General features: G+C 67.1%; 23 protein-coding genes. 11 read left to right on the forward strand and 12 right to left on the reverse strand.

What is annotated here, in order from left to right:
- Window positions 1-3: 3 nt before the first annotated feature.
- A complete protein-coding gene (gene speD / locus NJ1_RS29210; RefSeq protein WP_067700300.1) occupies window positions 4-1,221 on the forward strand; it encodes an adenosylmethionine decarboxylase in 1,218 nt (405 codons plus the stop codon).
- A 195-nt stretch (window positions 1,222-1,416) separates the two neighbouring features.
- Here speD and NJ1_RS29215 read toward each other — a convergent pair whose 3' ends face one another.
- Window positions 1,417-2,421, reverse strand: a complete 1,005-nt coding sequence (locus NJ1_RS29215) for a PQQ-dependent sugar dehydrogenase (protein WP_422615794.1) — start codon at window positions 2,419-2,421, stop codon at window positions 1,417-1,419.
- A gap of 493 nt (window positions 2,422-2,914) precedes the next feature.
- Between NJ1_RS29215 and NJ1_RS29220 the strand changes: the two genes are divergently transcribed.
- Both NJ1_RS29220 and NJ1_RS29225 read left to right on the forward strand, forming a co-directional pair.
- On the forward strand, window positions 2,915-3,202 hold the full coding sequence (locus tag NJ1_RS29220) for an ArsR/SmtB family transcription factor (RefSeq protein WP_067700303.1): 288 nt from the start codon (window positions 2,915-2,917) through the stop codon (window positions 3,200-3,202).
- 3 nt (window positions 3,203-3,205) lie between these two features.
- The gene (locus NJ1_RS29225; RefSeq protein ID WP_067700306.1) at window positions 3,206-3,595 is read left to right on the forward strand and encodes a VOC family protein; all 390 of its coding nucleotides are present in this window, start codon (window positions 3,206-3,208) and stop codon (window positions 3,593-3,595) included.
- A gap of 65 nt (window positions 3,596-3,660) precedes the next feature.
- Here the strand turns inward: NJ1_RS29225 and NJ1_RS29230 are convergent, their stop codons facing one another.
- Both NJ1_RS29230 and NJ1_RS29235 read right to left on the reverse strand, forming a co-directional pair.
- Window positions 3,661-4,302: a hypothetical protein gene (locus tag NJ1_RS29230; protein ID WP_157574311.1), complete on the reverse strand. Its 642-nt coding sequence runs from the start codon at window positions 4,300-4,302 to the stop codon at window positions 3,661-3,663.
- 47 nt (window positions 4,303-4,349) lie between these two features.
- Window positions 4,350-5,189, reverse strand: coding sequence for a class I SAM-dependent methyltransferase (locus tag NJ1_RS29235; RefSeq protein WP_084478968.1), 840 nt, complete (start codon window positions 5,187-5,189; stop codon window positions 4,350-4,352).
- A gap of 86 nt (window positions 5,190-5,275) precedes the next feature.
- Here NJ1_RS29235 and NJ1_RS29240 point away from each other — a divergent pair, with 86 nt between their 5' ends.
- A complete protein-coding gene (locus NJ1_RS29240; RefSeq protein ID WP_067700315.1) occupies window positions 5,276-6,685 on the forward strand; it encodes a TerD family protein in 1,410 nt (469 codons plus the stop codon).
- A 17-nt stretch (window positions 6,686-6,702) separates the two neighbouring features.
- On the opposite strand, the gene NJ1_RS29245 is transcribed toward NJ1_RS29240, so the two are convergent.
- Together NJ1_RS29245 and NJ1_RS29250 are read right to left on the reverse strand one after the other, a co-directional pair.
- On the reverse strand, window positions 6,703-7,617 hold the full coding sequence (locus NJ1_RS29245) for a D-alanyl-D-alanine carboxypeptidase family protein (protein WP_067700318.1): 915 nt from the start codon (window positions 7,615-7,617) through the stop codon (window positions 6,703-6,705).
- 55 nt (window positions 7,618-7,672) lie between these two features.
- Window positions 7,673-8,293: a hypothetical protein gene (locus NJ1_RS29250; protein ID WP_067700321.1), complete on the reverse strand. Its 621-nt coding sequence runs from the start codon at window positions 8,291-8,293 to the stop codon at window positions 7,673-7,675.
- A gap of 48 nt (window positions 8,294-8,341) precedes the next feature.
- Here NJ1_RS29250 and NJ1_RS39835 point away from each other — a divergent pair, with 48 nt between their 5' ends.
- Window positions 8,342-8,509, forward strand: a complete 168-nt coding sequence (locus NJ1_RS39835) for a hypothetical protein (RefSeq protein ID WP_169813219.1) — start codon at window positions 8,342-8,344, stop codon at window positions 8,507-8,509.
- 93 nt (window positions 8,510-8,602) lie between these two features.
- On the opposite strand, the gene NJ1_RS29255 is transcribed toward NJ1_RS39835, so the two are convergent.
- Window positions 8,603-9,667, reverse strand: a complete 1,065-nt coding sequence (locus NJ1_RS29255; protein WP_067700323.1) for an FAD-dependent monooxygenase — start codon at window positions 9,665-9,667, stop codon at window positions 8,603-8,605.
- A gap of 310 nt (window positions 9,668-9,977) precedes the next feature.
- Here NJ1_RS29255 and NJ1_RS29260 point away from each other — a divergent pair, with 310 nt between their 5' ends.
- Window positions 9,978-11,570 (forward strand): GMC family oxidoreductase, encoded by a 1,593-nt coding sequence (locus NJ1_RS29260; protein ID WP_245717630.1) that lies wholly within the window; start codon window positions 9,978-9,980, stop codon window positions 11,568-11,570.
- A gap of 94 nt (window positions 11,571-11,664) precedes the next feature.
- Here the strand turns inward: NJ1_RS29260 and NJ1_RS29265 are convergent, their stop codons facing one another.
- On the reverse strand, window positions 11,665-12,897 hold the full coding sequence (locus NJ1_RS29265) for a serine hydrolase domain-containing protein (RefSeq protein WP_245717631.1): 1,233 nt from the start codon (window positions 12,895-12,897) through the stop codon (window positions 11,665-11,667).
- A gap of 231 nt (window positions 12,898-13,128) precedes the next feature.
- Between NJ1_RS29265 and NJ1_RS29270 the strand changes: the two genes are divergently transcribed.
- From NJ1_RS29270 to NJ1_RS29280, 3 genes are all read left to right on the forward strand, one after another.
- Window positions 13,129-14,112, forward strand: a complete 984-nt coding sequence (locus NJ1_RS29270) for an aldo/keto reductase (protein ID WP_067700329.1) — start codon at window positions 13,129-13,131, stop codon at window positions 14,110-14,112.
- A gap of 452 nt (window positions 14,113-14,564) precedes the next feature.
- The gene (locus NJ1_RS29275; RefSeq protein WP_067700331.1) at window positions 14,565-15,536 is read left to right on the forward strand and encodes a hypothetical protein; all 972 of its coding nucleotides are present in this window, start codon (window positions 14,565-14,567) and stop codon (window positions 15,534-15,536) included.
- Window positions 15,533-16,171, forward strand: coding sequence for a class F sortase (locus tag NJ1_RS29280; protein ID WP_067700334.1), 639 nt, complete (start codon window positions 15,533-15,535; stop codon window positions 16,169-16,171). Before NJ1_RS29275 ends, NJ1_RS29280 begins: the two co-directional genes overlap by 4 nt.
- Before the next feature lie 56 nt (window positions 16,172-16,227).
- Here NJ1_RS29280 and NJ1_RS40890 read toward each other — a convergent pair whose 3' ends face one another.
- On the reverse strand, window positions 16,228-16,359 hold the full coding sequence (locus tag NJ1_RS40890; RefSeq protein ID WP_281202170.1) for a hypothetical protein: 132 nt from the start codon (window positions 16,357-16,359) through the stop codon (window positions 16,228-16,230).
- The gene (locus NJ1_RS29285; RefSeq protein WP_067700338.1) at window positions 16,356-17,321 is read right to left on the reverse strand and encodes an Lrp/AsnC family transcriptional regulator; all 966 of its coding nucleotides are present in this window, start codon (window positions 17,319-17,321) and stop codon (window positions 16,356-16,358) included. Before NJ1_RS29285 ends, NJ1_RS40890 begins: the two co-directional genes overlap by 4 nt.
- An 87-nt stretch (window positions 17,322-17,408) precedes the next feature.
- Between NJ1_RS29285 and NJ1_RS29290 the strand changes: the two genes are divergently transcribed.
- Window positions 17,409-18,422, forward strand: a complete 1,014-nt coding sequence (locus tag NJ1_RS29290; RefSeq protein ID WP_067700341.1) for a hypothetical protein — start codon at window positions 17,409-17,411, stop codon at window positions 18,420-18,422.
- Between the two features lie 195 nt (window positions 18,423-18,617).
- On the opposite strand, the gene NJ1_RS29295 is transcribed toward NJ1_RS29290, so the two are convergent.
- The 3 genes from NJ1_RS29295 to NJ1_RS29305 all read right to left on the reverse strand — a co-directional run bounded on the left by NJ1_RS29295 (window position 18,618) and on the right by NJ1_RS29305 (window position 20,917).
- Complete coding sequence (locus NJ1_RS29295) at window positions 18,618-19,097, reverse strand: gamma-glutamylcyclotransferase family protein (protein ID WP_218025283.1); 480 nt, start codon at window positions 19,095-19,097, stop codon at window positions 18,618-18,620.
- Entirely contained in the window at window positions 19,094-19,870 is a 777-nt protein-coding gene (locus NJ1_RS29300; RefSeq protein ID WP_067700344.1) for an MBL fold metallo-hydrolase, read from the reverse strand. Before NJ1_RS29300 ends, NJ1_RS29295 begins: the two co-directional genes overlap by 4 nt.
- Window positions 19,871-19,990: 120 nt before the next feature.
- Entirely contained in the window at window positions 19,991-20,917 is a 927-nt protein-coding gene (locus NJ1_RS29305) for a hydrogen peroxide-inducible genes activator (RefSeq protein ID WP_067700347.1), read from the reverse strand.
- A gap of 108 nt (window positions 20,918-21,025) precedes the next feature.
- On the opposite strand from NJ1_RS29305, the gene NJ1_RS29310 reads away from it, so the two are divergent.
- A complete protein-coding gene (locus NJ1_RS29310) occupies window positions 21,026-21,613 on the forward strand; it encodes a peroxiredoxin (protein WP_067700350.1) in 588 nt (195 codons plus the stop codon).
- The last annotated feature ends 13 nt before the right edge of the window (window positions 21,614-21,626 follow it).

Raw genomic sequence — 21,626 nt, forward strand, 5'->3', positions numbered from 1 at the left:
GCCATGACGGCAGAATTCACCGGCTGGCACGTGCTGGCCGAGTTCGGTGGAGTCGACGCAGCCCTCTGCGACGACCTCGAACGACTCGAAGCCGCACTTCGAAAATCGCTGGTCGCCGCGGGGGTGACGATTTGCGATGTCGTGCGCAAGCAGTTCGAGCCGCAGGGTGTCACCATCCTGGCCCTACTGGCCGAATCGCACGCCTCGATTCACACCTACCCCGAGTCGGGCGACATCTTCGTCGACGTGTTCACCTGCGGCAGCATCGGCGCCGGGGCCACCAAGGCCGTGGAGCTGCTGCAGCAGGAGCTGGCGCCGAAGTCGGTCAATATGGAGGTCATCCAGCGCGGCCACGCCTCGCGCCGGATCCACGAGCCGGTCGGCGAAGGCCTGACCCGCGTCTGGAACATGACCGACGTCATCGTCGACACCAACACCCCGTTCCAGCACATGGTGATCGCGGAGACCGAGCAGGGCCGGTCCCTGTTCTCCGACGACGATCGCCAGTCCACCGAGTTCTCGCAGCTCACCTACCACGAGGCCATGCTGGTCCCGGGGTACGCGCTGGCCGAGAAGCTCGAGAAGGTGCTGATCATCGGTTCCGGTGAGGGCGTCGCCTCGCAGATGTCGGCCGCGGCGGGCGCCACGCTCGTCGACCACGTCGACATCGACCAGCTCGAGGTGGAGCTGTGCGCCGAGCACCTCCCCTACGGCTACTCCACCGCGGATCTGGCCGAGGCGGTCGCACAGACCGGCCCGATCAAGATGCACTACGCGGACGGCTGGGACTTCCTGGCCAATGCCGAGGCCACGGGCGTGCGCTACGACATGATCTGTATCGACCTTCCGGACGAGCGGGTCGAGGACGCGCAGCACAATCGCCTGTACGAGGACGACTTCCTCCAGCGCTGCAAGGCGATTCTGGCCGAGGGCGGCGTGCTGGCCGCACAGGCCGGCTGTCAGACCATGTGGCGCAACGAGACCCTGAAGCGGTCGTGGACCCGGTTCCACAACCTGTTCGAGACGGTCGTGCCGTACGTGAGCGACGAGCACGAGTGGACCTTCATCTTCGGCACGCCGAAGGCCATCGAGGATCCGGTCGCCAAGATGACCGCCACCCTCTCGACCCTGCCCTACAAGGCCGAGACCATCGACGAGCGGGCCCTGGTCCGCGGCGCGATCGAGCCGCACGCCCTGCGCGTCGGCGCGACCGTCGGGTGAGTCTCACCCACGGCCGATAGCTTCATCGCACCCGCCCCCGCACGGTTCGACCGTGCGGGGGCGGGTGCGGTCATGGGCACGATCGCCGGGGCTGAATGCGCGGGAGCGCCGACTGGGCGGGTCACCGCGAGGAGCGAAGAGATCGCTCGGCTTCGTCCATAGGTCGGTGAGTCCATCGGTCGGTGGGTCCACCGGTCAGCGAGCCGGGAACCGGACAATGCGATCGTCGCCGGTGCGGATGTCACCGCGGCCGTCGGTATTCGAGGTGGTCACCCACAGCGCGCCGTCCGGGGCGACGGCAACCGTGCGCAGTCGGCCGAGACCGGTCACCGCCGCCGAGGGTGCACCGAGCGACCCGTCGCGAAGGGGAACGGTCCACAGCCTCTCGCCGCGCAGGGCCGCCACGTACAGCGTGTCTGCGGTGATCGCGATTCCCGAAGGCGAGGCGTCCGAGGGCGCCCAGGTGAGCAGCGGGTCGGTGAAGCGTCCGTCGCGCGTGTCCGCGACGCCCTCCACCTCCGGCCACCCGTAGTCGCGGCCCGGTTCGATCCGATTGATCTCGTCGAAGGTGTTCTGTCCGAATTCGGCGGCGAACAGGCGACCCGCCGAATCCCACGCCAGCCCTTGCACATTGCGATGACCGAGGCTGTACACCGGCGAGCCGGGTGTCGGATTGCCCGGTGCCGGTTGACCTTCGGGCGTCAACCGTAGGATCTTGCCGTTCGGACTCGCCGGATCCTGTGCGGCCGTGCGGATACCGGCATCACCCGTCCCGGCGTACAGCATGCCGTCGGGCCCGAACGCGATCCGCCCGCCATTGTGGTTGCCGGCCTTGGCGATGCCCGAGAACACCACCTCCGGCGGTCCGTCGAGCCGGAATCGCACGATCCGATTGTCTTCGGCCGCAGTGAAATACGCGTAGATATAGCCGTTGTCGCGGTACGAGGGCGAGACGGCGAGCCCGAGCAGCCCGCCCTCCCCCGCCGCGGAGACCCCCGGCACCTGATACACCCGCTCGGCATCGGCTCCCGGTGTCACACGCAGAACCGCGCCGGAATCGCGCTCGGCCACCAGCGCACCACCGTCCGGCAGAAACGCCACACCCCACGGCACGTCGATCCCGTGCACCAGATCCTGTCCGGCGGCGAGATCGATCACCCCGGACGGCGAACTCGGCGCGGCGGACGTCGCGACCGCCACCGGCTCCTCGGAACGCGCCGGCTCCCGATCCGAACACGCCGACAACGCACCGGCCGCGAGAGCGGCGACGGCGAGTACCGCTCCAGAATGTCTGGCGCGCCAACCGATGTGACGTCGCGCCCCGGCCGAACGACTCCGTATGACGCTCATACCCCCATCTTGCCCCGAACCTCTCCGAACTGGGCCCGCTCACATATGCAGCAGATCCACCAGTCGGATCTACCCGAGGACTCACGCCGCCCCGAGGCCCGAGTGCACTGTTCGGTCCCCGGCAACCGATCCGTATCGCGCACCGGGGCGCCTACCTCGGAGCCGACGGTTCGGACTGCCTCGGCGTGCGGCCGTGCCGATCTCCGCACACCACCGATCCTCGCATCATTCGGGCGCACTCATCGGCCAGAGCGGGTCGCACGCCGAGCGCCGCCGCGGCATACCCGCGCCCTTGGGGAGGCTGGACGTGACAGGCAAGTGATTACTTGCCTATAGTCAGGGCGTGGGCGACGGGACCGACTCGAGCGAGGTGTTCAAGGCGCTGGCCGAGAGCACTCGGCGGGTGATTCTGGACGAGCTCGCCGAGCGGGACGGACAGACCCTGTTCGAATTGTGCGGCAGGTTGACGATGCGGCACGGGATGTCCTCGTCACGACAGGCGATCTCCCAGCATCTGGAGGTGCTGGCCGCCGCCGGGCTGGTGCACACGCGCCGGGACGGCCGGTACAAGTTCCACTATCTGAATCGGGAACCGTTGCGAAAACTCACCGATCGCTGGCTGAAGGAGTAGGACATGCGTATCACCGTGACCAGTGTGTTCGTCGATGATCAAGCGAAGGCGCTGCGGTTTTACACCGAAGTGCTCGGCTTCGAGAAGAAGACCGACGTGCCGACCGGCGAGTACCGGTGGCTCACCGTCGTCTCGCCGCAGTCACCCGACGGCGTCGAGCTGCTGCTGGAGCCGGACGCGCATCCCGCGGCCGGACCGTTCAAGCAGGCATTGGTGGAGGATGGAATTCCGTTCACCCAGTTCGCCGTCGACGACGTGCACGCGGAGTACGAGCGGCTGCGGGGCCTGGGGGTGCGATTCACCCAGCCGCCGGTGGATCACGGCCCCGTCACCACGGCGGTGCTGGACGACACCTGCGGCAATCTCATTCAGATCGCCCAGTTCGCGAGCTGATCGCATCCGATCGCGGTCCCGCAGAGTCGATTCTCCTCGCGCGTGCGAGGGAATCGGCTCGGCACTCAGCTCTCGTCCGCGAGGATCGCCTGATCGAAGAACAGTGGGTCGAGCGCGAATTCGCGGTAGTCGACGCGCCCGCCGGTGTCCGGGTTCTCCTCGATCGCCGAGAGACGGCCGACCAGGTCGAAGAACCGGGCCTCGACCGTACGCAGATCCTCGATCACGCCGGACAGCTCGACATCTCGGGAGAACGCGGCCCCTGCCGATCCGACCGAGAGCGTCGAGAGCCAGCCGTCCCAGGACGGTTCCCGCAGTGCGCCACTGGTTTCGGCCCAGAACAGCACGGTGGCGGGGCCGGGTTCGGAGCTGAGCCGCCCGGCCGCGGTGAACAGCAACAGCCCGGTATAGAAGTCAGCCTCGCAGAATCCGAACTGCATGAGATACGCCTCGAGCGCGCCCTCGCGGTATACGCAGATCAAGAAACTGCGATCCCCGTATTCGACAGCACCGGAGAAGTACTCGCGTGGCGTGGTGCCGATGTCGGCGTGCTGCCAGTCGGCCGGTTTGCCGTCCCAGTACCACCCGTCGAACACGGCGTCCGGATTGGTGATCGCACTCGGATCCGGGGCCGGAGTATCGAGCCACTGCTCGAACTCACTGCGGCTCATTCGAATTCGAGTGGCCAGCATGAAGCTGTCCGACACGGTTCTGCTCCTCATCACGCTCGCGACGGCGACGGTTCCCCGCGATACTAGAGCCTCGCGTGCACGAAGTGCGATCCGGAAGTCGTTGAACGAGCGCCGGTTTCGACACCGTAGGCGGTCAGCAGCTCCGGCGCGGATCGGTCCTGGATCTCGGTGAAGCCCAGCGGCCGCAGGATCGCGCGGATTTCCTCGGCGGTGTGGTAGCTCAACCACGGCTCCCCCGCCGAGGCCACCCGATTCGCCCGCGCCCGAAGCTCGTGCTCCGGCACGCCGGTCGTCGCCTCGGCCGGGTAGCGATAGTCGAACACCACCTCCGCCGTCTGGCCCTGCTCGGCGATGTAGCGGAGCGTCTTGTCCACGGACGGACCGGTGAGATACATCAGGACCCCCAGCCACACGAACAGCGCACCCCGGGCGCGGTCGAGCCCCGCGTCGGCCAATCCGTCCGCCAGCGTGGACTTTTCGAAGTCCACCGGCGCGAAGGTGAGAGTCTCCGGTATCTCGATACCGGTCTCCGTGAGCCGCTTGCGCTTCCACTCCTGGGTTTCGGGATGGTCGACCTCGAAGTAGCGCACGTCCGCGCGAGTGTTGCGATAGGCGCTGGTGTCCAGGCCCGCGCCGAGGATCACCACCTGCCGGATCCCGCGATCGAGCGCCGCCGCGATGACGTCGTCGGCGAGGCGACTGCGCGCCGCGATCAGCAGACGTCGCTCCCGCACCACGGCCGGATCGAGCCCCTGATCGAATTCGTTCGCCCGCATCGCCTCCGCGCCGACGATCCGTGCGGCGAACGGATCGGTGAACACTCTCGGCTCGTCCGCACTCTGATGTACCGCCCGTGCCCGCGCGACGGCCATCGCTGTTCTACTCGGCTGCCCTGCCTGCATGCCGCCAGCGTATCGACGCGACGCGAGCACGCCCAGGGTTGCCTGGTGTGCGAGCGCCTGATTCGTATAGGTTGGCTGCCGTGGGGATGACCAAAGGTTCCAACGTTCCGGTTCCGGCCAGTGTGGTTCGGATCGAGCTCGGATGGCAGGCAGGACCGGACGCGGATGCGTCCGCGCTGTTGCTCGTCGGCGGAAAGGTCCGCTCCGACAGCGACTTCGTGTTCTACAACCAGCCCGGGCATCCGTCCGGCGCGGTGCGGTACGAGGGTAAGCAGCAGGGTCCCACCGTGCTCGATGCCCTATCGGTGAATTTCGCGCAGGTCGAACCGCAGATCGAGACGATCGTGATCGCGGCCTCCACCTCCGGCGGCACGTTCCGTCAGTTCCAGGGCTTGTTCGTGCGGGTGCTGGATGCCGCGAACGGCGCGGAGATCGCGCGCTTCGACAGCGCCGACGCCAGCACCGAGACCGCGTTCGTGCTCGGCGAGCTGTATCGGCGGCAGGGCAGCTGGAAGTTCCGTGCGGTCGGCCAGGGGTACGACTCGGGTCTGGCCGGACTGGCGACCGATTTCGGTATCTCGGTCGACGACGAGCCCGCCCCCGCGCAGCAGTACGCGCCGCCGGTATCTCCGCCCCAGCAGCAGTACGCGCCGCCCCCACAGCAGCAGTACGCACCTCCGCCGCAGCAGCAATATGCACCGCCCCCTCCGCCGCAGCAGTACGCACCGCCGCCCCCTCAGCAGCAGTACGCACCTCCGCCGCAGCAGCAGTACGCACCTCCGCCTCCGCCGCAGCAGCCGTATCCCGCTCCCCTGCAACAGCAGTACGCCCCGCCCCCGCAGCAGCAGTTCGCGCCGCCCGCGGCCCCGGTCAGTCTGACCAAGATCTCCCTGACCAAGGAAGCCCCGACCGTCTCGCTGACGAAGTCCGGCGCGACCGGCGGCACCATGCGGTTCAACCTGAACTGGACCAGTGACAAGGGCGGTGGTCTGTTCGGTCGCAAGCGCACCGTCGATCTCGACCTGTGCTGCTTCTACGAATTGACCAACGGCTCGATCGGTTCCGTGCGCGCCCTGGACCGCCGGTTCGGCGATCTGCAGAACCCGCCGTTCATCCGCCTCGATCAGGACGACCGCACCGGCGCCAGCGTCAACGGTGAAAACCTGGACATCAACCTGGATTTCACCAAGTTCTTCCGCCGCATCCTGATCTTCACCTCGATCTACGAAGGCGCGCAGGATTTCCGGGGCGTCCAGGCGACCGCGACCCTGCACCCGCTGAACAGCCCGCCGATCGAGATGACGCTCAACGGCTGCACCGACGATTCCCGGGACGCGGTGCTGGCGGTCATCGAGAACATCAACGGCGAGTTGGTGGTTCGCCGCGAGTGCACCTTCATCCGCCCGCCGGCGGGCCGGCCCGGCGCGGGCATCGCCGAGATCGTCCGCCTCTACAACTGGCAGTTCGACATTCGCGCCGGGCGCGGTAAGGACTGACGGGTCCCCGCTCGTCCCTACCCGATCGGCAGCGCGCTGAAGATCGGGTCGTAGGCCCAGTTCAGCATTCGCTCGGCGTCTTCCTTGGCGGCCATGCCGCTGCCGGGTGAGCTGTGCAGGACCACACCGATCAGCGGAATGCCCGCGCGGACTGTTTCGAACAGCAGGCAGGCGCCGGCGGCGTCGGTCGATCCGGTCTTGATGCCGAGCGTGCCGGGATACGCGCGCAGCAGGTGATTCGTCGTCTCCCAGACGTGTTCGCGATTCGCCGGGCCCGCGGGCAGGTGATAGGTGTGCGTTCCGGCGATCTCACGGAACACCGGCGAACTCATCGCGCGCAGACCGAGGGCGATCAGGTCCGCGGGCGTGGAGTAGGTGGAGTAGTCGGTGGGGACGGGAAGTCCGCTGGGATCGGTGAAATTGGTTGCGCCCAAGCCAAGTTGGCGTGCGGAGTCGTTCATCCGGCCGATGAATCCGTCCTGGCCCGGCCCGTAGGCCTCGGCGATCGTGTAGGCGGCGTCGCAGCCCGAGGGCAGCAGCAGGGCGTACAGCAGCTGACGGGTGGTGAGCACCTCGCCGGCTGCGAGATCCGCGGTGCTGCCGTCGTTGCGGACGCAGTACGAGACGGCCTCCGACGGCACGGTGACTGCGCGTTCGAGGTCGTTCGCGGTGATCGCGATCAACGCCGTCATCACCTTGGCGATGCTGGCGATCGGAAGCGGGGTGTTCGCTTCCCGCGACCACAGCAGGGTGCCGGTGACCCCGTCCGCCAGCGCCGCGCCCGGGGCGCGGACCCCGTCGGGTTCGGCATCGAGCCAGGGCAACTGGATCTGAGGGGCGCTCGCGGCGGGAGTAGCCGCGACGCCCTGACACGCCATGATCACCATCGCACCGACGACGACGGTCCGGCCCCATCGGGCATATGTCCGCATGGCGGTATTCTGCCTCCGGAACCTCCCTACCAGCGGTATTGACCGACCCGGTGCGTCAGGACGCGGGTACCTTCACCGCGATCTCGCCGCCGAGGTCGTACCCGTCGGCCAGTCGCAGATTGTCGCCACTCCAGAACCGGCCCGGGTCGTACCAATTCGGCCGCCGCTCCGGAAGCAACCCCATGGCCTGATAGGTCAGGGCGACGACCTCGGCGCAGTACGCGTTCTCCAGATTGGCGTCGGTGTCGCGCGAGCGCTTCTTCGGCAGCGGCACCCGGCCGCGCAGCCAACGCCCCGCCAGCGCACTGGTCGAGGGAAACGGCATGCCGTCCAGCCGCGCCACCATGCGCAGCGCGGCATCCTCCATCTCGCGAGTGACCGGCAGATTCAGCTGGCGGACCCACGCCTGCTGCCCGTAGTCGTTGGCCCAGCGCATGACCGCGGCCCGCATATCGTGCAACTGGGCACCGCGATGATTGTTGCCCGACCAGACATCCGGCAGCGATCGCCCCAACTCCGCATGCCAGATCAGCGGAGGCAGATCATCGATGACCACCGCCATTCCGACGTGATTGACCGGGCTGTTCGTCAGCCCCCGAATCGCGCGATCGGCCCCCGAATGTCCCCGGAACAGCCACAGATCACCCGTCCGGGTGAACTCCACCGCTTCATCCATACCGATACTCGACAGCGCATCACCAGGCACGGCGACTAGCCTATGCGTATGCGCTGGTGGAAGGTACTCGGTTTGGCAGGAGCAGCAGGCGTAGCCGCGACCGGAGTGGTCGTGATCCGTTCCGAACGCCAACGCCGCGCCTATACCCCCGATCAGGTCAGAGACCGCCTACACGCCCGCCTCACCGAACCCCCCACCCCCGAACCCGACAACTGATCCCCAGTCGAACACGTGCCCCCGCAACGCTTTCCGGTGCGGGGGCACCTCTGACCGATCGGATACCGAGACGATCGCCGGCCCGATCCACCCTCAGGTGGAGGCGGGGCGGCCGGTGCTCTGACGGATGAGACGCTGTGCGCGTTCACGATCGGCGCGCAATCGGGCGCGGCGGTGGATCATCGCCTCGGCGGGTGACTCGCCGCGGGTGATGGCCTGATACACCGCGTGCGCGTCTTCGAGAGCGTCTCGGGCGCCGACGCCGGCCGCCGGGGTGATGGCGTGATCGGCGTCGCCGATCAAGAGGATCGAAGGGTTCGGTGGGGTGGCGTTGTCGAGGGGGAGGCTGCGAGCGTTGGAGACATGCACCGAATCGGTTCGAGCCAGCAGGGTTTCCAGCAGGGACGTGTTGGACGGCGTGGCGGCCTGAATCTCCCCGGCCCATTCACCGACCGGACGCACTCCAAGGTCGTCGCTGGGCAGCGGGTCGCGGGGCAGGCGCAGAAACCACAGCGCCGCGGAGTCCCCGCTCCAGATGTGCCCGAAAGTGGAACCCTTGCCCCGCGATGTGATTTCGTCGTAGAAGTGCAATACCTCTGAGGGAGAATGTAATTCGACCGGCACCGTCGTCATGCCGTAGACGACCACGTCGCCCGAGTACACCGGGACCCTGCCGGGTTCGAGATGGGCGCGGACCACGGAGTCGATGCCATCGGCCGCGATGATCAACTCATCGACGACGGCCACGACCGGGTGGTCGTCGACATGCAGGGTGGCCACTCCCGATTCGACTTCGAGCCCGGCGATGCGGGCGCCGTGACGGGCATCGACGCCGGACTCGGCCAGGAACTCGCGCAGGACCGCGATCAGGTTGGCGCGCAACCAGACTCGGTGCCCGCTATTCGGGCGGGAGGAGTTCACCCCGGCGCTGTTCGTGTAATCCATACCGAGAGTCGAACGGGAGGCGGCATTCAACGCGTCCGCGTTCACACCCAGTCCGGTGAGCGCATCGTGACCGCGATCGTCCATGAACAGGAATGCACCGCCGGCACTCCCGGTGTGTTGCTGCTCGTACAGGGTGACCTTGTCACCTGTGCGGGCCAGCGCTCCCGCCAGAGCAGTACCGGCGATACCTCCGCCGAGAATTGTCGTCGCCACGAACGTCCTCCCATGTTGTGCTCGATCGCGCACAGCCATCGGAACCAATGGACCGTCTCCCCCACACCGCGAGGACTGGAATCGATACCGGCGCAAGAACCTGTACAACAGCCTGCCGCTACCACCGTACGGTGCGCCGCAACCCCTATGCGCGGGTACGACTATCGCTCGTTCCCGAGAACACTTCAGGTCGAGTCTTGCCGGATACTGAAAACGGGGGTCGCGCACGGACTCTTTCGAGTAGTTTCGCAACACGTTCCAGTTTTGCCGACGACTCGTGGCGGGGCTGGGTGGGGAGAAGGATTTGATCGTGGCGGATTACATCATCGTCGGCTCCGGGAGCGCCGGGGCCATCATCGCTCGGCGCTTGGCCGATACCGGGACCGAGGTCACGCTGATCGAGGCGGGACGGCGGGACAACACCCGGCTGGTGCGTAAGCCCGGGATGATCGGGCCGCTGCACAGCGTTCCGCAATTGAAGAAGAAGATCGACTGGGGGCATTACACGGTCGAGCAGAAACACGCACTGGGCCGCACCATTCCGCAGACGCACGGGAAGGTGGTCGGCGGATCGAGCTCGGTGAACGGCATGGTGTTCGTGCGCGGAAACCGGCAGAACTTCGATGATTGGGCCGCGGAAGGCAATTCGGGGTGGGCGTACGACGAGGTGCTGCCCAGCTTCAAGAAGTTCGAGTCGTTCGAGGACGGCGCCGATCGATTCCGTGGGGACTCCGGGCCGATCAAGGTGATCCGATCGCGTGATCTGACGCCCGCCTCCGAGTCCTTCATCCAGGCGCTGACCGAAACCACCGGCGCGGCACGCAATCCCGACTACAACGGGGCCGAGCAGGAAGGCGTGTCGCTCTTCCAGCAGAGCAACAGCAACGGATTGCGCTCGAGTACGTCGGTCGGATATCTCGATGATCGGCCGAAAAACCTGACCGTGCTGGCGAATACGCATGTGCTGCGTGTCGTGATCGAGAACGGCCGCGCCACGGGCGTGGAGTGCCGAACCGAGCGCGGCACCGAAATACTGCGCGCCGAACGCGAAGTGATCGTCAGCGCGGGCACATTCGGCTCCGCGCAGCTGCTCATGCTCTCGGGCATCGGCCCGGCCGATCATCTACGCGCCTTCGACATCGACGTCGTCGCCGATCTCCCCGTCGGCGACAACCTGCACGATCACCTGTTCGTCCCGATGAGCTTCGCGATGCCGACCGCCGTGAACCGTTCCGCGCCGGGATATTTCGCACGCGCCCTGCTCCGGGAGTCGTTGCGCAACAACAGCACCTGGCTCGCACGCAGCGTGTTCGAGGTCGTCGCGTTCCTACGCACCCCGCACGCGGCGGGCATTCCCGACCTGCAACTGCACGTGCTGCCGTGGGGGTACCCCGGCCCCAATCAGGATGCCCCGATCCGCCACACCCCCGATCCGCGCCGGTCGCTGACCATCCTGGTGACCATGATCTACCCGCAGAGCCGCGGCACCCTGCGACTGACCTCCTCCGACCCCACCGCGGCGCCCGCCATCGACCCCGATTACCTGGCCGAGCAGCGGGACCTGGACACCCTCGCGTACGGAATGGAGCTGACCCGAGAGATCATGGCCGCCAAGTCGATCGGCGATCTGGTGGACGCGGAGATCTCCCCCGGCCCGCAGTACCCGGGCCGCACGGAACTGGCCGCCGAGATCCCGAACCGGGCGACCACCGTCTACCACCCCGTCGGCACCTGCCGCATGGGCGTGGACGAGCGCGCGGTCGTCGATCCGATGCTGCGGGTGCGCGGCGTGGAAGGTCTCCGAGTCGCCGACGCGTCGATCATGCCCAGCATCGTCGGCGGCAACACCAATGCCGCCACCATGATGATCGGCGAACACGCGGCCTCGATCATCCTGGGCTGAAACGACTTCGGGAAATCACGCGCTCCTGAGCGACGGGGCCGGTCGACTGTCCGGTGCGATCGTGGCCGTGAAACGCACCGCGGGGCGCCGCGTCTCAGCGAGTCGGCGACGGCCCGGTCTCGGGTCGAGCGGGGTCGTGGCCGGGGAGCGCGTTCGCACCGTAGAAGGTGGGGAGCATGCCCTTGACCAGCACCAGGGCCGAGCCCTCCCCCGAGGGCACAGTCGCCAGATTGGTCGCCACGACGATGGTCAGGCCGGAGTCGGGATCCGAGCCCATGAAGGTCATGAAGCCGGGCATCTGGCCGTCGTGACCCAGCAGGTGCTCGCCGAATCGGACGATGCCGAGGCCGTATCCGGCCATGGCCGGGTTGGCCGGATCGATCGGCTGGATGCTGTCGATCCGGGTCTGCTGCATCCTCGCGTCGAGCAGGCCGCCGTCGGCGAGGGCCTTCACGTAGGTGGCCATATCACCGACGGTGGAGATCATCGCGCCGGCCGTCCAGGTCCAGGACGGGCTGGCGGTGGTCTGATCGGCCGGTTTCAGGGTTCCTGCCAGCGCCGCTGCCTGCTGGTCCGGCGGGAGGGCGAACGTGTCGATCGTGGACACGTTGGTGCCGAACGCGTAGCCCTGCGGATGCGGGTCCGGGATCGAGGAATCCGTTGCCGCGGGGAACGAGGTGTTCCTCAGCCCGAGCCGATCGAAGACGTCCCGCCGGAAGCTGTCGCCGACCGGCTCGCCCGTGACCTTCTCGATGACCAGCCCGAGCAGAATGGTGTTGGTGTTCGAGTATTCGAACCGCTCCCCCGGCGCGAAATTCACCGGATGCGCGAACGCGATGTCCAGCAACTGCCGGGTCGTCCACACCCGCGTCGGATCGTTGTCGAGGTCGGCGTTGAACTGTTCGTCGAAGGTGTAGCTGTAGAGACCGCTGCGCATCTCCGCGAGCTGGGCCAGGGTGATCCGATCACCGTTCGGCACATCCGGCACGTACTTGCCGATCGGATCGTCCAGCGCGAGTTTGCCCGCCTGCGCCAACTGCATGAGCACGGTGACGGTCACGGTCTTGGTGTTGCTGCCGAACCGGAAATGGTCCTCCGCGGTGATGGGCGTGTCCGTGCCGAGCCGCCCGGTGCCGAAAGTCGCGGTCCAATCCCCCTCCTTCGGAGACTTGACCAGCACCACCGCCCCCGGAATGACGTTGTCCTTCATCAATTCATCGATGACGGGCCGCAGTGTCGCGGCATACGCGGGCTCGGTCGATTCTTGAGAATCGCTGGACGATCCGCATCCCACCGCGACCGTCAACACCACGGTCGCGACGACCACCCCTACACCCCGCCGGTATCCCATAATTCTCCGTCCGGGTCCACTGGCACGTGGTTACGAAGTGTTAGCCAGAATAAACCCGTACCGATCGGTCTCGAAGGGAAACGACGGTCCCGCTCGACGCACGCTCGAATCGCGGTTGACTTGGAGTGGGCTCCAGGTCGTAGCGTCGGTAGTTGTGAGCGAGGCTCACGAGAGAAGCCATCGGCGTCACCAAGGAGGACATCCCGCATGATCGCAACCAGGAAACTCGGCGAATTGACCGTCGGCGCACAGGGGCTCGGACTGATGGGGATGAGTCAGGCGTACGGGGTGCGCGACAACGACGACGAGTCGATCGCCACCATTCATCGGGCCCTGGATCTGGGCGTCACACTGCTGGATACCGCCAATGTGTACGGGCCGGAGACCAACGAGCGACTGCTGGGGCGAGCCATCGCGGATCGGCGCGACCAGGTCGTGCTGGCGACCAAGTTCGGGATCGTCTGGGGCGAGGGCGGTGGGCTGGGAGCGCGCGGCGACGCCGAGTACGTGCGGCGCTCCGCCGACGAGTCGCTGGCGCGACTGGGCGTGGACCACATCGACCTGTACTACCAGCACCGCGTGGACCCCACCGTTCCGATCGAGGAGACCTGGGGTGCGCTCTCGGAGTTGGTCACCGCCGGAAAGGTGCGCCACCTGGGCATTTCCGAGGCGAACGCGGAGACGATCCGCCGGGCGCACGCGGTGCATCCGATCACGGCGCTGCAGAGCGAATGGTCGCTGTGGACCCGCGATATCGAGGCCGAGGTGCTGCCGACCTGTCGCGAGCTGAGCATCGGCATCGTGCCGTTCTCGCCGCTGGGTCGCGGATTCCTCACCGGGGCAATCACTTCCACTGCCGATCTGCCCGCGGACGACATGCGTCGCCGCCTCCCCCGCTTCGCGGACGGCAATATCGACGCCAACCTCGGGGTCGTCGCGGCGCTGCGCGCCATCGCGGAGGAAAAGGGCGTCACCGCAGCACAATTGGCGCTCGCGTGGGTACAGAGTCGCGGCGATGACGTGGTGCCCATCCCGGGCACCAAGCGCCGCACCTATCTCGAGCAGAATGTCGCTGCCCTGGATGTCACGCTCACCCCGGAGGATCTGGCGCGAATCGAGGCCGCCGCCCCGGTGGCGTCGATCGCCGGAGCGCGCTACCCGGAGAACATGGCCCGCGTGGCCGCCAAGTAGGAACGAATCGACTCGGGCGCGCGGCACTCCCGAACGCCCGAGTTCGGCACCGTAAATTGTTCCCTCGCAGCATGATCGGCGCGTATCGCGTTCCACCGCCGCTGAAACGTCTGCCCACCGGGTAGTTCTCGCCCACCCAGAATTCCCCTTCGGCCGGACGCTCCCGGCCACTGCCCCCCACACGCCGGTGTCCTTCGCGTCGCAGTCCCGTGAGCGGGACCGCCTCGCCTTCCGGTGCGCCCGCACGGAAGCCTCGGACCGTGCCGACCCGGAAACGACAAACCCTTCGAATGTGACGGCCACCCGAGGGTGTCGAATTCCGCCGCAAACATCGCCGGGAATCCGAAATCCGCCGATTCCCGGCGATCGTGGTGACATCGAAGAGCTCCTGATCGAAGACTGTGCAGGTCCGATCGAACCCACCGTGAACACCGGATGGAAGGAGACAGACCATGCGCCACAACCCGGAGGCTCGCACCGCGCACCGGACGATCGCCGGAATCACCGCCGCCACCGCGCTCACATTTCTCGGCGCACCCGCGGCCATGGCGGACCCGATCCCGATCCCGGAGATCGGTACCGGATCGACCGGGGTGGGCGATGGGCTGGGAACCGGTTCCGCGTCCGCCTCGGCAGGTCTCACCGACTCGGGAAGCGCGCTCGTGGCCGAGCCGCTCGGAGTGGGCAGCGCCGGTGTGGGTGGTGAGCTCGGCAGCGCCGCCGCAGGCAGCTCGGACGGTGTGGCCACACTCGAACTGGGCAGCGCCGAAGCCGCCGAAGCGCCCGGAAGTGCGGTCAGCGGAAGCGGTCTCGGCAGCGCCGCGGTTGGCAGCGCAGCGAGCGAGAGCGCCGAGTCCGGCAGTGCGCTCGGTCTGGGCAGCGCCGCAGCGGCCGGGAGCGTCGAGACCGGCAGCGCCCTGGGTCTGGGCAGCGCGGCGGCGGGCAGCGCGGCGGCCGGGAGCGCAGCAGCGGGCAGCGCGGCCGGAAGTGCCGCACTGGGCAGTGCCGCCGGGGGAGCTCTGGGGCTCGGCCTCGGGCAGCTCGCTCCCCCGCCGTCTCCAGATCCCGGGCCCGTGCCCGGACCCGAGTCTGGGCGGCCCGATCCGCGATCCGGATCCCCTGCGCAGCAACACCCTTCGCGTCCGCAGCCGCCGCAGCACGCCCCGGCCCATCCCGGCACGATTCTCACACCGGCTGCCGCGCCCGGGCCGAAGGCCGGCGGTCCCGAAACACTGGACTCGAACGGACCTCGCTCGACCATCCCCCGCGGCTACCCGGAAACCGGCGCCGGCGGTCGCTGGTTCCAGACCGACCGCACGATACTCGGTATCTTCGCGCTGATCTCGTTCCTGGCGGCCGGGTTCGGCGCCTACACCACAGCGAGTCCGGCACGGCGACAACGGAACTCGAACGCACCGCGATGAGCGCCGGCACCCGCCTGTTCCGGCCGACGCTGGCCGCGATGACGCTGACCCTGACGATCGGCCTCTGGGGCACGGCCGAACGAGCCGGACCGGAGCCTCCACCCGAAACCGGCGACACCCGCATCGATATCGAACCGACCCGTGCGCAACCGCTTTCGCGTTCCGTCCCGGTGCATCTGGACGTTCCGGCAATCGATTTGTCCACTCCGATGGACCGTCTCGGCACGAACGCCGACGGCACCGTCGCCGAGCCCGGCCGATTCGACGAACCGTACTGGTACTCTCCCGGCCCGGCGCCGGGCGAACTCGGCTCCTCGGTCATTCTCGGCCACGTCGACTCCACGACGGGACCAGCGGTGTTCTTCCGACTCGGCGCCGTTCGGGCCGGTGCTCGGATCGATGTGACGAGAGCCGACGGCAGCGTCGCCCGATTCGTCGTCACTCGCACCGCGACGGTCGAGAAGGGTGCCTTTCCGTCCGACGAGGTCTACCGGTCGCACGGGGACAGCGAACTGCGGCTGATCACCTGCGCGGGCGTCTTCGACAGGGAGCAGCGCCGCTATCTCTCGAATCTCATCGTCACCGCGGTGCTCGAGTCTCCGGCAACGGCTTCGGAGTCGGTCGAAAACCATTGATAAACAAGGAGATACCTTCATGTTCACGAGCAAGCGACCGGCACCGGCGGCGATACTCACACGACAGGCGGCAACGGCGCACCCTGCGTGGTTCCGGCACCGGGGCAGGTCGTCACCATGACCCCGCGCGCCATCGTGACCACCTCGGGCGCAACGCGGTTCAGCATCCCGATCTGGTCGCGACTCACGCGGCGTACCTACGCTGCTTGAGAATGCGGACCACCGGCGCGCTCTCGTAGCGGGTGACACCCGCGAGCGACCCGATCACACCGGACAAGTAGTCGTACAATGCCCGATCATCCGGAACGACCACGCTCGCAATAAGATTCGTCGCACCGGTGGTCGCCGAGACCGACGAAATCTCGCGATGTCCGGCCAACTCCTTACCGATGTCGTCGAGCCGCGCCGGTTCGACATCGAGCCACAGGCCCGCCCGGGTGCACAGCCCGAACATCCGCCAGTCGAGCTCGATTCCGAAATTGAGGACCCCGCATTCGCGCAGTTCTCCCACCCGGCGTCGCACCGTACTCGGCGAACTGCCGCACTCCTTGGCCAGCCGCTCGAAGTCCATGCGGCCATCGATGATCAATTGCGCACGCAGGCGGTGGTCGAAGGAGCTGAGCGGCACCCGGCCGGTAGGTGCCGGCACCCCCGCCCGCAGCGCCGTGATCTGATCGGCGCTCAACGGACCGTGCTTGGCGATGAAACTGATCTCCTCGATGGCGAAGGCATGCAGCAGGCGTTGCGCGGTGATGCTCTCGACCCGGGGCGTGTGCGGCAGTTTGGTCATCATCAGCGCCGTGCTCTTCTCGTCCGTGTCGTTCTGCGCCGCGCAGGTCACCTCGGTGCCGCCGGAAATCAACGTCACCCAGGTCGTGTCGGGTCGGCGAGCCAGGGCATCGGCGATCGGTATCGACGCACCCGGCCCGCAACCGATTCGGAGGAACCACACGGATTGGCCGAGCATTTCCATATGGCTGTGGGCGATCACCCGTAGGGCGCCCTCGGCCCGCATTCGCTCGTATCGGCGCGCGACCGTCTTGTCCGACGCTCCGAGCACGGCCCCGATCAGGCTGAACGACGCCCGGCCGTCGACGAACAGCGCGTGCGCGATCTGACGATCCAGTTCGTCGAATCGGTCCGACTCCATGGCCGCAGCATACCGACGGCAACTCTTCACTCGGCGCCACCACGAATCAAGAAATCCTCAGCCGTACCGACACCAGGAGCAATCGATATGTTCAAGAAATCCCCGAGCGCGCTGTTCGTGACGGCGGCAGCCGCCGCCCTCCTCACCGGACCGATCGCGGCGGCGCATGCCGGCCCGGTCGGTCCGGTGAATCCGCCGACCGACTGGGGTTCCTGCGACGCGACGTACGACATCGACGGTGACGCACACAATGTCACCTGCGTGAAGATCACCAACACCACGACGCAAACCCTCACCAAGACGAGTGATCCGCTGGATCACGGGAACTGGTGGTCCGCACCGCCCGAAACGATCGCACCCGGTGCGACGGTGTACATGAGCGCGGACGCGGAACGGATGTCGCTGTTCGGCGTAGAAGGCGAGGTGAGCTACCGGACGCCGGACGGTGGAACGGTGAAGGGCACCTTCGAGAACCCGTACAACCATCACTCCGCGCCGACCGCGGATATCTCCGTCCCGAGCGGATTCGAAGGAAAGAAGTCAGCCGGACGGCCCAAATCCGATTGGGCGAATATCGAGTTCGATATCAGCGAACCCAGGGGCGGATACGTGCGCAACAGTTCCGGCGGCATCCTGAAATCCGGTGACAGCATGACGTTCCGCGATATCACCGACCGTGGCGGATATCTGACAAGTCGGAAAATCGATGGTCTTCCGCTCTCGAACGACTACGAGATGAGTTCGTGGGACACCGCGAACCTGCGGCCCTATACGTCCGGATCGACATACGAGATCACCCTGGTCGAGGGCCGGGCCGGAACACCCATCCGGTTCGGCGACCCCGTCTATATCCGGGATCCCGACCACGGATATTGGGCGTGGAACGAGAACGCGGAGTTGCTGAGCCCCGCTCCCGCGATCGACCTCTCCCAGGCGCGGGACCCGTTCAGTTTCCATGCGACCGACGACAGCGGCACGACCGTCACACTGACCGACAACACGGGCTCGCGACCCGATGGACCCATCTGCTACAACGTCACGGGGTCGGACCCCCTCGGAGTCGAGTGTTCCGCTCCGGATACCTTCCAACTCGACTCGTAGCGACCGCACCCTTGGCTGCCCGATCGGTGAGATTCGTTTATTGCGAACGTGATTCGCGTTCGGCGATCTTGCCGATCGGGCTCCGCGGCGGGATATCGACGAGGGCCTGTGTCGAATCTGGGCGAGAGTCACCGTCGAACCGGCAAGGCCGTGGTGTTCCCGCAGTCACGGTCCCCCGCGCCGGTGCGCTCCGTGTCATACGGCTCCGCTCGGCAGGAACAAGCCCCGCCGCCACGCACGAGTTCTCCCGAGGTAGTCCGGCAGATTCTCGATGGCGAAACGCTCGGGCGACCACTGTTCGAGTGCGACCGGATCGAGCCAGGTATAGGTCCAGGCGTAGAGCTCCCGCTCGCCCGCGTGCACGCAGACCGGCTGCAGATCGTATTCGTCGTCCTCGAACGCATCCAGGATTTCCCACTCGGCGGAGGTGAGGCCGTGCAGCAGAAAGCCTTGCGCCACAGCGCCGGTCGCGATCACCAGTCCCGGGTAGACCCGACCGGGCAGTGCGGCCGCGCGCCTGCCGGGCAGCTGTGCGGGTTCGAGTTCCGGTGTGCGCCCGATCAATTCGTTCAGGACCTCGGGGAATCGCAGTGTGCCGTAGACGAACAGCGGATCGCCCGCGTGTGGCGAACGCGGGCGCGCCCAGCGGCGCGGGACCCGTTCCCCGATGCTCACCGCCCGGCCAATCGCGCGAACACCGCCGCATCGTGCGAGTTGATGATCGTGAGCTCATGGCTGTGCGCCCGATTCAACTCACGTAGTCGCCGCTGGTTCTCCCGATGGGCGTCGCCCACGATGGCTCCGGACTCGAACAGCTTGACGAAGAACGGGGTCTTGGGCTGCTCCGGATCGATCGAGCTCTCGGTCAGGAAGGCGTCACCGGCGTGCAGCAGCCAGCCGCGCCCACTGTCCACCGCGACGCCGACGTGGCCGCGGGTATGCCCGGCCAGCGGGACCACCAGGATCTCCGGCGGCAGTCCGGGCAGATCACGCACGGTGGTGAAGCCGAACCAGTCCTCGCCGCCCTCCACCTCGTTGACCATCCATTTGGGCCCGTGCTCCCACTGCTGTGCGCGATAGCGCAGCCGCTCGGAGAAGGTGGGGGTGGCGGTGGCGGCCCGGAATTCGGGGCCGTGCACGTGCACCGTCGCCTCGGGGAAGTCGGACAGGCCGCCGGAGTGGTCGAGATCGAGATGCGTGAGGATGATGTGCCGCACGTCGCGCGGGTCGTAGCCCAGCGCCTGAATCTGCCGCACCGCCGTCTGGGACTCCCGCAACTTGGCGCCCAGCACGAATCGGCTCACGCCCAGCATCTTTCCCGGGTCGCGCACGCAGCCGAGACCGTATCCGGTGTCGACGAGAACGAGTGAATCCCGGGTCTCGATGAGCAAGCAGTGGTCGACCAGGCCGAAAGCCATGGTGCCGCAGTTCAGATGGTGAATCCGCATCGCCCGAGCGTCCCAGAGGGTTCCTGGCCACGCAACCGCGCAGGTGCGGGAGTGACGGCGCTTGCATTCTCGGCGATGTTCCGCCCGGAGGGATATGTCACCGCAGGCCCTAACGAGTCATCACCGTGGAGTCGAGGGACTCTGCGGCCGCTGCGCGCGAATGATTGCCGCCAGATGCTCGTAGTCCTCGGTGCGCGCAGTGGAGGCGCGGAATGCCAGCCCGAGGGTGCGTCCGGGCGCCGGTGCGGCGAAGTGCGCGATATCCAGTGTGCCGCGCGATGTTTCGGCGGCGACCGCCATCTCGGGAATCAGCGTCACACCGAGATCGCCTGCCACACACTGCACTACGGTCGCGAGCGAGGCGGCGCGAGTGTCCCCCACCGCGCCCGGATGCGCGTCGTGCGACCGGCACAGATCCAGGGTCTGATCCCGCAGGCAGTGCCCCTCGTCGAGCAGCAGCAGCGGCACCGCGTCCAGATCCTTCGGCCGCAGATCCTCCCGCCCGGCGAATTCGTGCCCGCGCGGCACCACCACCACGAATTCCTCGGTGTAGAGCGGAATCTCCACCAGCCCGGACGCGTCGGCCGGCAGGGCCATCAGCGCCACGTCCAGCACTCCCGAGCGCAGCCCGTCCAGCAGCCGCGAGGTCTGATCCTCGATCACGTGCGGTACCAACGCGGGGAGCTCGCGGCGCAATTCGGGCAGCAGCGCGGGCAGCACATAGGGCGCGACCGTCGGGATGATGCCCATGCGCAGGGTGCCGCCCAGCCCGGAACCGGCCGCGGACGCGACAAAACGGTCAGCCGCCTCGAGCGTCGCCATGGCTTGCGGCAGTAGCCGATTGCCCGCGGGCGTGACCAGCACCCGTCGCGTGCTGCGCTCGATCAGCTGCAGCCCGAGTCCGTTTTCCAGTGATGCCAGTGCCTGCGATAACGTGGGTTGGCTCACGTTCAACCGCGCTGCGGCGGTCCCGAAATGGCGATATTCGGCGATGGCTACGAACGCACGCAGCTGCGACAGGGTTGGCTGATAAGTTTGATCAGTCACGCCTATCAGTATAGTGCGACCGATCACCTTTACCTTTTATCCAGGTATGGGACAAGATCGTTTGCGGAGTCACGACACGATCGATTCGACTACGAAAGAGGAGCAAGCATGGCCCTGCTGACCATCGGCGACCAGTTCCCCGCCTACAACCTCAAGGCTGTCATCGGCGGTGATCTGTCCAAGGTGAACGCTCAGCAGCCCGACGATTACTTCACCCAGATCTCGAGCGACGACTACGCGGGCAAGTGGCGCATCGTGTTCTTCTGGCCGAAGGACTTCACCTTCGTGTGCCCGACCGAGATCGCCGCCTTCGGAAAGCTGAACGAGGAGTTCGCCGATCGCGACGCGCAGGTGCTGGGCGCCTCGGTCGACAACGAGTTCGTGCACTTCCAGTGGCGTGCCCAGCACGAGGAGCTCAAGACCCTCCCGTTCCCGATGCTGAGCGACCTCAAGCGTGAACTGGCCACGGCCACCGGCGTTCTCAATGCCGACGGCGTCGCGGACCGTGCCACCTTCATCGTGGATCCCAACAACGAGGTCCAGTTCGTCTCCGTGACAGCCGGTTCCGTCGGCCGCAACGTCGACGAGGTGCTGCGCGTGCTCGACGCCCTGCAGTCCGACGAGCTCTGCGCGTGCAACTGGAAGAAGGGCGACCCGACGATCAACGCCGGCGAGCTGCTGACCGCCTCCGTCTGACAAGTCCGCCAAG

This window comes from Nocardia jejuensis NBRC 103114 (genome assembly GCF_001613145.1).
Classification (GTDB): domain Bacteria; phylum Actinomycetota; class Actinomycetes; order Mycobacteriales; family Mycobacteriaceae; genus Nocardia; species Nocardia jejuensis.